Origin of the sequence: Nostoc sp. UHCC 0252, from assembly GCF_034931145.1 — a bacterium.
Lineage (GTDB): Bacteria > Cyanobacteriota > Cyanobacteriia > Cyanobacteriales > Nostocaceae > Nostoc.
Window position 1 is genome coordinate 1 of the sequence record NZ_JAYGHE010000020.1, and the last position, 10912, is coordinate 10912.

A 10912-nucleotide genomic window follows, 5' to 3' on the forward strand; every position below is an offset into this window, starting at 1 on the left:
AAAATATGTTAAATTTTGGGCTGTTTTTATCGGATTTCTCTTAACATTCAACACTTTTGGGGCTAAATACAAAAGCAGTTACAAAAAGTTTATAAAAGATGGAGTCTCACTGCATAAATAGTTATGCTAAACTTCTTTCTGCAAATAAATCATTTTACCCCAGATTGTACCCGCCATAAACCTGCATAAATTCCATTTTTATTTAACAATTCTTCATGGGTTCCTGACTCAACTAACTCTCCATATTCCATTACATAAATGCAATCAGCATTACGGATAGTAGAAAGACGATGAGCTATAGCTATGGTTGTTCGATTAACAGTAATCTTTTCTAAAGAACGCTGAATTGCCGCTTCAGTTTCATTATCCACTGCTGATGTAGCTTCATCTAAAACTAATATCGGTGGATTTTTTACCACAGCCCTAGCGATCGCAATTCTTTGGCGTTGTCCACCAGATAATTTTTGACCTCGTTCTCCAACTATCGTCTCATATTTTTGAGGGAGTCGCATAATAAAATCATGAGCTTCGGCAATCTTGGCAGCTTTTATTATTTGTTCATCGTTAGCATCAAAAGTACCGTAGGCAATATTCTCAGCAATAGTACCATGAAATAAGAATATATCCTGACTTACCAAGCCGATACTGCGACGCAAATCGTGTAAATTTAAATCTTGAATATCAATCCCATCAATCGTAATCTTTCCAGAAGAAATGTCATAAAATCGCAATAGTAATTTAACTAAAGTACTTTTACCAGAACCAGTAGACCCAACAATAGCAATAGTTTGGCTCTGGGGAATATGTAAGGAGAGTTTCTTAATTACTGTTTCTCTGTCTTTATAAGAAAAAGTTACTTCTTTGAAATCGATTTCACCACGTAATTGAGAAACATTTAAAGATATATCCCCTCTAATAATATTAATGGGAGTATCTAACAAATTCATCACACGATTTACAGAAGCCATTGACCTTTGATATTTGTCAAATATTTCTCCTAATGACACTAATGGCCACAACAACCTTTGGACTAAAACTAGTAAAACACTGTAATTACCAATCGATATAATCCCAGCAGATGTTGCCATACCTCCCCAAAATAGTAAGCCTGTGAACCCAATTAAAACTAGCATTCTAATTATGGGAATAAATGCAGCCGAAAGTTTGATTGCCTTGATATTACTTTTTCTATATGCTTGGCTTTCCTCGGCTAATCTAGCACTTTCATAAGCTTCAGCAGTGAAACTCTTAATTGTGTTAATTCCACTGAGATTATTTGCTAATCGTGAGTTCAGAAAACCTACTTTATCCCGCACGTCAGCATAACGAGATTCTAGCCGCTTTTGATAAGCGATAGAACCCCAAACAATAAATGGCATTGGTAGCATTACTGCTAGGATAATGGAGGGAGGCAAAGCCCAAAAAGCACCAATAGTTAAAATTAGCATTGCGGTGCTAATCTGAATGATGTCATTAGCTCCAAAATTTAAAAAATCTTCTAATTGGTTGATGTCATCATTCAGAATTGACATCAAGCCGCCAGTACTGCTTTCTTCAAAGTAAGCTGAATCTAATTCTTGTACATGATTGTAAGTATCTAAACGTAAATTATGCTGAATATTTTGGGCTAAATTACGCCATAGTAGATCATAAGCATACTGAGAAGCTGATTCAAATATCCAAATAATCACAGTGATAAATGAAAGCAACAAAAATTGTGAAAATATATCTTTAATTCCCCATTTTGCAATTAGGGAATTATCCTTCTGAACGAGAATATCTACCGCAGCACCAATCAACCACGGTGGTGCTAAATCTAATATCGTATTAATGATTGAAAATGATACTGCTTGCCAAATTTGTTGGCGATAGCGTCTTCCATATTTCAGCACGCGCTGTAAAGGATGGGCTGAATTACTAGGCTTATCAGGTGCTATAAGAGGTTTTGATGTGATTGTCATGACTGTTTATTGTTTGTACTCGGGTGATTGATGAGAAGGATATCTTTAGTTCAATATGATTGAAGCTGGATTTATCAAACAGAATACATGCGTCATATCATGTCCGGTTAAATAATTGTCATTGCGTACCGCCCTTGGCGTTCCCGCAGGGTACGAAGAGAACCCGGATTTCTCACCACACCTCGAATGGAGGAGTAATGAGTAGTGAGTAAAGAGTAATGAGTAAAATTCTTAACTTATTACTTATTACTCATTACTTGTTACTTATACGCAAAGCAGCTTGTGAGAAATGCGGGGAGAAGCAATCCCAAAAGCCTTGCGATTGCTTCATTCCACTTCGTTGCACTCGCAATGACATATTACAAGTAATTTGCCGGACATGATATCAGTCGCCAGAATGGGCTAAACCTTAGCTATCCGCTAACAGAATTGAATTCTGAATCGATTTAGCGGATAGCGCCGGCGGCACGCCAAGGGCGAACGAGCGTCGCGTCTTGATTCTGACTTCTGAGTTCTTCTTCAAGCCGTGCTGTACTAGCAGAAATCGCATTAGGAATTTAAGTAAATTTGTTTATTGTTTGCTTTTCCCTTGCGTCCTATAGGTAAACACATCGGTGTCCCTACAATAGGATCAAGAATAATCTGACACTCTAACTTAAAAACTTCTTGAACCATTTCTTGAGTCATGACTCGCTTTGGTTCTCCAGCAGCAAAAATTCGACCATCTTTGACTGCAACTAAGTAATCAGCATAACGACACGCTTGATTTAAATCATGTAGTACCATTACCATCGTTCGTCCCTGAGTTTGATTCAACTCATACAATAAATCCAAAATCTCTATCTGGTGCGCCAAATCTAAAAAAGTAGTCGGTTCATCTAAAAGTAAAATATCTGTATCTTGTGCCAACGCCATTGCAATCCAAGCTCGTTGTCGTTGTCCACCAGATAAAGTATCCAATGCTCTATCTGCTAATTTCAACAAATCTGTAATTTCTAGTGCCTGCTGTACGATTTTTTCATCTTTTGCTGACCACTGCTGCAACCAATTTTGATAAGGATAACGTCCTTGTGCTACTAAATCTCGCACTGTCAAACCTTCTGGTGCTACTGGCCCTTGGGGCAAAATACCTAACTGCTGTGCTACTTCTTTGGTGGAAAGATTAAAAATGGATGTTCCATCAAGACACACCTTACCGCCGCTAGGTTTGAGCAATCTAGCCAAACCTCGTAACAACGTTGATTTACCACAACCATTAGCACCAACTAAACCAGTAATTTGTCCGGGGGGAATTGCCAAATTAAGGTCACGGATAATTGTAGCCCCATCGTAAGCTAAAGACAGACTTTTGGTTGACAGTCCTTTCATAAGTGAAACCATTTTAGATTTTAGATTTTGGATTTATGAAAACCTGATTTTGGGGTTGAGAAAATATTCTCTATCCCCAGTTTCTAATCCTTTATTTTTTCCGGTTACGAATTAATAAATAAAGAAAATAAGGAGCGCCAATCGCAGCAGTTACCACCCCACAAGGAAGCTCAATAGGTGCAAACAGCGTTCTTCCTAGCAAGTCTGCCATGACAACAATTACTCCTCCCAAGAGTGCGGAAGTAGGAATCAAGGCTTCATGGGTTGCACCTACTAACTGTCGTCCTAAATGGGGTGCAATTAAACCAATAAAACCAATATTTCCGGCGGTGGCGACTCCTGAACCAGCCAAGGCTACACCTACCACTATGAGCAAACCACGTTGCCACTCCACCTGACTACCTAGACTTTTGGCGACATCATCTCCCAAGTTCAAGGCGTTCAAATGCCTTGCTAGTGTCAAAGCTATAGGCACAAAAACAATTAACCAAGGTAATAAAGAAAAAACTTGCTCCCAAGTACGACCGTAAACGCTCCCAGCCAACCAAACTAAAGCATTACTAACGTCATAAATTTCTCCAAAAGTAATCATTAAGCTGGTTATGGCGCTTGCGATCGCAGACAAGCCAATACCCATCAAAATTAATAGAATCGGGGAACTACCTTGATTCCACGCCAGGGAGTAAATTAGAGCCGCCATCAGCAAAGCACCGCCAAAAGCTGATATAGGTAAAGTATAAATTGGTGCTGATGGTAATAGGACAATTACGGTAACTGCCGCTAAACTCGCCCCGGCATTGATCCCGATAATACCTGGGTCTGCCAAGGGATTGCGTGTCAGTCCTTGAAAGATAGTCCCAGAAATTGCTAGCGCTACTCCTACCATAAATGCTACAAGGGTACGGGGTAGACGCAAATTCTGAATTACGAATGCATGGTCTGGGTTTCCTGTATCTAAACCCAATACAGTTTTCACAATATCTAAAGGCGAGATTGGGTATTCACCCTGTCCTACATTCACCACCATCGCCCCTACAATCGCTACTGCCAAACATAGCAGTATGACTGGTACACGTCGGTCAATTCGGAAAGATATCGCCGGAGAACGAATGACTAGCCAATCAACCTTCATTTTTTCACCTTAAATTTAGCCAGATAGACAAAAAAGGGAGCGCCAATTATTGCTGTCATTACACCTACAGGTAACTCCTGGGGTCTGAGCAATACACGGGCAGCAATATCTGCAATCAAGAGCAAAATAGCCCCCAAAACTGCACAATGAGGTAATATCCACCGATAATCAGTTTTAATGTAAAATCTCACTATATGGGGAACAACTAGACCAATGAAGCCGATTGGGCCTGCAAGAGCAACGGAACTTCCTGCTAGCAATACTACGCTGATAGCGGTTAAGATTTTGATCCAAGCTGTCTGTTGACCCAAGCCTTTGGCGACATCTTCACCTAAACTCATAGTAGTAATTTGTCTGCCGAGAGCCAGAGCTATTATTAATCCTATGGCGACGAAAGGCAGTACTTGTAAAAATAAATTAAAATCTCGACCAGATAATGAACCAGCTAACCAAAATCTAACTTGTTCGAGTGTTTGTTGACTGATAATCAAGACACCGGTGGTAAGGGAAGAAATCAGAGCAGTTAAAGCAGCTCCTGCTACCGTCAGATTAAGTGGGGTGGCTCCTCCCCGTCCTAGAGAACCAAGAGTGTAAACTAATACTGCTGTCACTCCCGCACCCAAAAAGGCGACAAGGGCGTAAATACTTAAGGATGAACTGCCAAAAACGAAAGTTGCGACAACAACGAAGAGGGCGGCTCCCGACTCAATGCCTAAAATACCTGGGTCTGCTAAGGGATTTCGCGTTAAACCCTGCATTAATGCTCCTGATACCGCCAGGGCTGAACCTACAAGAATAGCAATTAGCGATCGCGGTAATCTTACACTCTGAATAACTAAGTGATCGTAAGAACCATCAAAGGCTATAAAAGATGTCAAAATCTTATCCAGAGGTATTTCTGCTGCACCTAGTGTCACACTGTACACCAAGCAAATTAGCAGCATACACACTCCCAAAACCAGACCAAATAAGGGTGATATTTCTGGCTTTTTCAATCCTCTAGGTGATACTGTAGTCGCTTTTATCATGATCCTGCCGTCACTTGAAAATATTACGCTCTACTGGTCGGTTGTTTTTCAAAGCTTTTTAATCATGGTAAGTTGATAATCTTTCTTGATAAATATATAGATTACATGATCATGAGATTTTTCCCAAGTTTTTAAAATGAATCAAAGATACCGTTTCAGCTTTGACATTATTTCTCAATAAAATGGTATTGTCTAAGGGGAATGGGGCAGGAGGCAGGGAGCAGGGAGCAGGGGGAGCAGGGGGAGAAAAATTAATAACCCAATACCCAATCCCCAATTCCCAATCCCCAATCCCCAATTCCCAACATTACATCTGGACATGGTGGTGTTAATGAGGATCGATATTTTACTTAGGGTTTACAAAAGAAAATCAATACGTCGTGTTTTACCCTTAATACTGAGTTTGATACTGGTTTTGCTTGTCGGCAGCCGTACTATAGCTGTACCAACAAAATCCACAGAGATATTATGGGATACTTATGGTGTACCGCATATCTACGGGAAAGATGACCAGAGCGCATTTCATGCCTTTGGCTGGGCACAAATGCAAAGTCATGGAAATTTGCTTTTACGTCTCTATGGTCAAGCACGGGGACGCGCGGCAGAGTATTGGGGAGAAGAATATTTAGACTCAGATCGTTGGGTACAAACTGCCGGAGTCCCAGAACGCGCTCGTTCTTGGTATCAAGCCCAGAGTCCAAGTTTTCGTAGTTATCTTGATGCTTTTGCTAAAGGGATCAATGCTTATGCAAAACAAAATCCAAAGTTGATTGATGATGAAGTTGAGGTGGTGCTACCGGTCAAGGCAGAAGATGTCATGGCTCACTTACATCGGGTACTCAATTTCACCTTTGTGGTCAATCCTGAAGAAGCATTAGACCTGAGCAAAGAAAAGTTGCAAGTTGGATCTAATGGTTGGGCGATCGCACCAAGTAATTCTGCAAGTGGAAATGCTATGCTGCTTGCAAACCCCCACCTACCTTGGTCAGATTTATTTTTGTGGTACGAAGCCCAAATCACTGCACCAGGGATTGATGCTTATGGGGCAACACTTGTAGGCGTTCCTGTATTAGCGATCGCTTTTAACAACAACTTAGGTTGGACTCACACAGTTAATACTTATGATGGTTGGGATGTTTATGAACTCACACTCGCGGGTAACGGATACCGCTTTGATGACAAAGTTCTTAAGTTCCAGACAAAAACTCTCTCCTTAAAGGTGAAGCAGAAAGATGGCTCATTGCAAGAACAACCATTAATAGTGAAAAGTTCTGTTCACGGGCCTGTATTAACTGAGAAAAATGGTAAAGCCGTAGCACTGAGAGTTGCAGGTCTTGATCGTCCAGGTGTACTCCAGCAGTGGTGGGATATGGCCCGATCAAGAAACCTTAACCAGTTTCAGTCAGTACTCAAGCGCTTGCAACTGCCGATGTTTACGGTGATGTATGCAGATAGAGAAGGGCATATTATGCACCTATTCAACGGTCAAGTTCCAGTGCGCTCCTTTGGTGATTTCAAATACTGGCAAGGTCTAATCTCAGGAAATACATCTAAAACCTTGTGGACGAAAATCCATCCTTACCAAGATTTACCGCGCATAGTTGACCCGAAGAGTGGCTGGTTGCAAAATACCAATGACCCACCCTGGACAACTACCTTTCCAACCGCGATTAAAGCAGATAATTACCCGCCTTACATGGCTCCTCGTTTCATGGATTTCCGCTCCCAAAGTTCTGTAAGGATGTTGGCTGAGGATGACAAAATCTCTTTTGATGAAATGGTTACAGACAAGCACTCTACCCGCATGGAATTAGCTGATCGGATTTTGGATGATTTAATTCCGGCTGCACGCAAGTATGGTCAAGATTTGGGGCAAAAAGCAGCTAATGTCTTAGAAGCCTGGGATCGACAAGCTAATGCAGATAGTCAGGGAGCAGTACTATTTGCTTTTTGGGCACAACAGATGGACTGGGATAAGACCTTTAGTAAACCTTGGAGTGAAAATTCTCCACGCACTACACCTGATGGTTTAGCTAATCCTGAAAGTGCAGTTGCAACTCTGCAAGCAGTTGCAGCAGAGGTAGAAAAGACTTATGGTGCGCTTGATGTCCCGTGGGGCAAGGTTTTTCGGCTACGGTTGGGTGATTTGGATTTGCCTAGTAATGGTGGGGATGCCAACCTGGGAATTTTTCGGGCACTCGATTTTGCTCCCGGAGAAAACGGGCAGTTCCAAGCTGTTTCAGGTGATTCCTATGTTGCTGCGATTGAATTTTCTAAGCCTGTACGGGCAATGGCACTTACCAGTTACGGCAATGCAAGTCAACCCGGATCGCCCCACATTAGCGACCAGTTACAGATGTTTGCTGATAAAAAGTTACGGACTGTGTGGCGCGATCGCTCAGATATTCTTGCCCATTTAGAAGGACGTAAAGTATTCTGAGATCAATAGAATAGTCTGGATAGTGGTAATCCCTACCCTTGATTTACTCATAGGGTAGGGTTGAGAATAAGCTATTACGCAAGTAAGATTGCAGATCAACTGGTGAGGTTGTCCTTTGTCCTTGGTAAACACAAATGACAAATGACTAATGACTTCTGATTTTTCAATCAGCCAGCCTTCAAACTCTGACGCACTTTTTCAACAACTTGAGTCAGCGCACCAGCTTCAAAGGGAGAAATGAGATTTGCCGATCGCACTAATTCTCGAAAGGATGCAGAACCACCGCGATCGCATAATGCAATATATTCAGCCAACGCCTGCGAATAATTTTCTTCGGCTTTGGCCCAAAACTGCAACGCGCAACACCCCGCCAAGGTGTAATCAATATAATAAAAAGGCGAACAGTAAATGTGTTGCTTTTCTTGCCAGAGTCCGCCTTTGTTTGGGTAGTTCAAATCTCCATATTTACGCCAAGGCAAATAACGAGCTTCCATTTGTTGCCACATAAGATGTCGTTCTTGCGGGGTTGCTTCTGGGTTCGCATATACCAAATGCTGAAAATGATCCACTGCTACACCATAAGGTTGGAATAGAATCGACCAGGCTAGATGCTGCCTCCGAAATCGCTCGGCTTGATCCCCGAAAAACTTTTCCATCTGTGAATAGGTAAGAAACTCTAAGCTCATGGAGTGAATTTCACACGATTCTAGGGTAGGCCACAGGTAATCGAAAACTGGCAAATGACGACTTCGCCACATTTGGAAGGCATGACCGATTTCGTGAACAAACACCTGCACGTCATTTTTTGTGCCATTGAAATTTGCAAACACGTAGGGAGCATCATAGTTTGGGAAGCTTGTGCAAAATCCGCCTCCTGCCTTTCCGGGACGGTTTTGCAAATCTAGTAAATGCCGCTCAACCATCATCTGAAAAAAGCTAGCCAGCGATGGATTCAAGGCATCAAACATTTCTTGTGCCCGTTCCAGCATCCAGTCATGATCCCCAATGGGAGCCGGACTACCTTCTGCATCAAAGACGGACTCATCCCAGAAATATAGGGTGTCTAGGTTGAGCCGTTTTGCTTGTTGCCCAATTAGCTCCATCGCTAAGGGAACGACCTCTTGAACTACTTGATCTCGATAGCGCTCGACATCGGTTTGATTGTAATCTACCCGTCGCATCCGGCGATATCCTAGCGCAATGTAGTTTTCATCACCCAATTTTTTTGCCATGCGATCGCGCAGTTTCACCAATTGATCAAATAATTGATCAAAGCGGTCTTGATTCTGCTCAAAAAACTGCCAGCGACACTGTTCTGCCTGGTGGCGAATGTCTCGCTCTTTACTTTGCATATATGGTTGCAAACCTGATAAATTCAACTGCTGACCGTGAAAATCTAGCTTTGCCGAGGCGATCAGTTTGGTGTACTCATTGATGAGTTTGGATTCTTCAACTAAATCTGCTGCGATCGCATCTTCAAAAGTCGTGATGTCTGCTTCCCACAGCAAAAAGGCTTGCTGTCCAAAGCTTTGTTCTAACTCGGCGCGATCGGGGCTGTGAATCAGCTCCCGTTTGAAGTCTACTTCAAGGGCAGTTAGAGATGGTGAAATTTCGCTGCAATAGTCCAAGGCAGTTTTGTACTCTGGATTTTGCGTGTCTTGGTGAAAGTGGAGTTGCGTGAGTTCCTTCCATGTACTGAGTCTGCATCGTAACGCATCCCACTGTTGAAAGGCAGCCTTGCGTTGCTGTGAGGTTTGAGCCTGGTTAAACTGCGCCTGGATAGCTTGGTATTCGGCAGTTACGCCCAAAAGCGTCGGAGTTTCTGCTGTGATCTCGGCAAAATCTACTGGAGCTTGCATCAATCATTTCCCTCATGAAAAAGTTTTTATTTAGGGAAATCGACAACTTTCGTTTTTCCCAAAAATTTTAAGTTGACCAATCCTATTATTATTAATAATAAATTTTAATCGCCTTGAAGCTACTACACATCTCTCATATCATGTCCGGTTAAATAATTGTCATTGCGTACCGCCCTTGGCGTTCCCGCAGGGTACGAAGAGAAGCAATCCCAAAAGCCTTGCGATTGCTATCTCTACGAGACGCTACGCGAACATTCCACTTCGTTGCATTCGCAATGACATATCACAAGTAATTTGCCGGAGATAATACTATCTTTCAAAGTTCTATTTAATTGTGTTGATTTCTAGCCAGTTGTAGAGCGGGAACTGAACTCAGTTGAATGCTGTATCAATCATGTAGAGCCGTTCTACAGCATTCAACTAACAACTGGCATAGCCGGGACACCAGAAGCGGAAAGTTTTACCTTATCCCTCGTACAACTTCTTTACTGTCCCGTTGTGTTGATATTTCCATTTAAACTGCAACCCGAAGTTATGAGATGCCAAATTGCCAAAATTGCTCAGGGATTATCTTATTCACCTATTCTGACTTCAAAACATATTATCGAAAGGGGATTTTTTCTAGCATTGTAAGCGATAGACAAATCGGAAATAGTAGCCTGTCAAGGAATAATTGACGATTACACTCTTTGTAGAGACGGCGATTTATCGCGTCTCTCTAACGTGTCAGTCTTTTAGACGCGATAAATTGCGTCTCTACATGAGGGCTTTCTGTCTTATCCCAAGCGTATTGACATAAAATTGGTGACTTGTGTATACACCGTAGCTTTTTAAGGGGGATTTAGGAGGATCTAAAATGTTGTGCTACTCACGAGAGGACTTTTAAAACATCGTCTAAACAATTTCAGTAATGTAACGATGGAATAAGAGTAAGGGTGATAATATAAACCGCAATACACCCTTTATACAAACTAAATTAGTAATACTAACCTATTTCTCATCTGCTCATGACCAACCAAGAACTGCTGGAAATCATTGAACAAGCAGCCAGAGACAAAGTGACAACATTAAACCTTTCTAATAAAGGTTTAGAAACGCTGCCAGCAGAGATTGGTCAACTCACC

General features: G+C 41.9%; 6 protein-coding genes. 1 reads left to right on the forward strand and 5 read right to left on the reverse strand.

The annotated features are described in order from the left end of the window. Window positions 1-149 precede the first annotated feature (149 nt). The 4 genes from VB732_RS14015 to VB732_RS14030 all read right to left on the reverse strand — a co-directional run bounded on the left by VB732_RS14015 (window position 150) and on the right by VB732_RS14030 (window position 5489). Window positions 150-1961, reverse strand: a complete 1812-nt coding sequence (locus VB732_RS14015) for an ABC transporter ATP-binding protein (RefSeq protein ID WP_323231463.1) — start codon at window positions 1959-1961, stop codon at window positions 150-152. 549 nt (window positions 1962-2510) lie between these two features. Continuing rightward, window positions 2511-3329: an ABC transporter ATP-binding protein gene (locus tag VB732_RS14020; RefSeq protein WP_323231465.1), complete on the reverse strand. Its 819-nt coding sequence runs from the start codon at window positions 3327-3329 to the stop codon at window positions 2511-2513. Between the two features lie 91 nt (window positions 3330-3420). Further along, the gene (locus VB732_RS14025) at window positions 3421-4461 is read right to left on the reverse strand and encodes an iron ABC transporter permease (RefSeq protein ID WP_323231466.1); all 1041 of its coding nucleotides are present in this window, start codon (window positions 4459-4461) and stop codon (window positions 3421-3423) included. Further along, the gene (locus tag VB732_RS14030; protein ID WP_323231468.1) at window positions 4458-5489 is read right to left on the reverse strand and encodes an iron ABC transporter permease; all 1032 of its coding nucleotides are present in this window, start codon (window positions 5487-5489) and stop codon (window positions 4458-4460) included. Before VB732_RS14030 ends, VB732_RS14025 begins: the two co-directional genes overlap by 4 nt. 331 nt (window positions 5490-5820) lie before the next feature. Between VB732_RS14030 and VB732_RS14035 the strand changes: the two genes are divergently transcribed. Then, window positions 5821-7929 carry an acylase gene (locus tag VB732_RS14035; RefSeq protein WP_323231469.1) on the forward strand — a complete coding sequence of 703 codons (2109 nt, stop codon included), beginning with the start codon at window positions 5821-5823 and terminating at the stop codon, window positions 7927-7929. 167 nt (window positions 7930-8096) lie between these two features. Here the strand turns inward: VB732_RS14035 and VB732_RS14040 are convergent, their stop codons facing one another. Then, window positions 8097-9788 (reverse strand): M3 family oligoendopeptidase, encoded by a 1692-nt coding sequence (locus VB732_RS14040; protein ID WP_323231471.1) that lies wholly within the window; start codon window positions 9786-9788, stop codon window positions 8097-8099. Between the last annotated feature and the right edge of the window lie 1124 nt (window positions 9789-10912).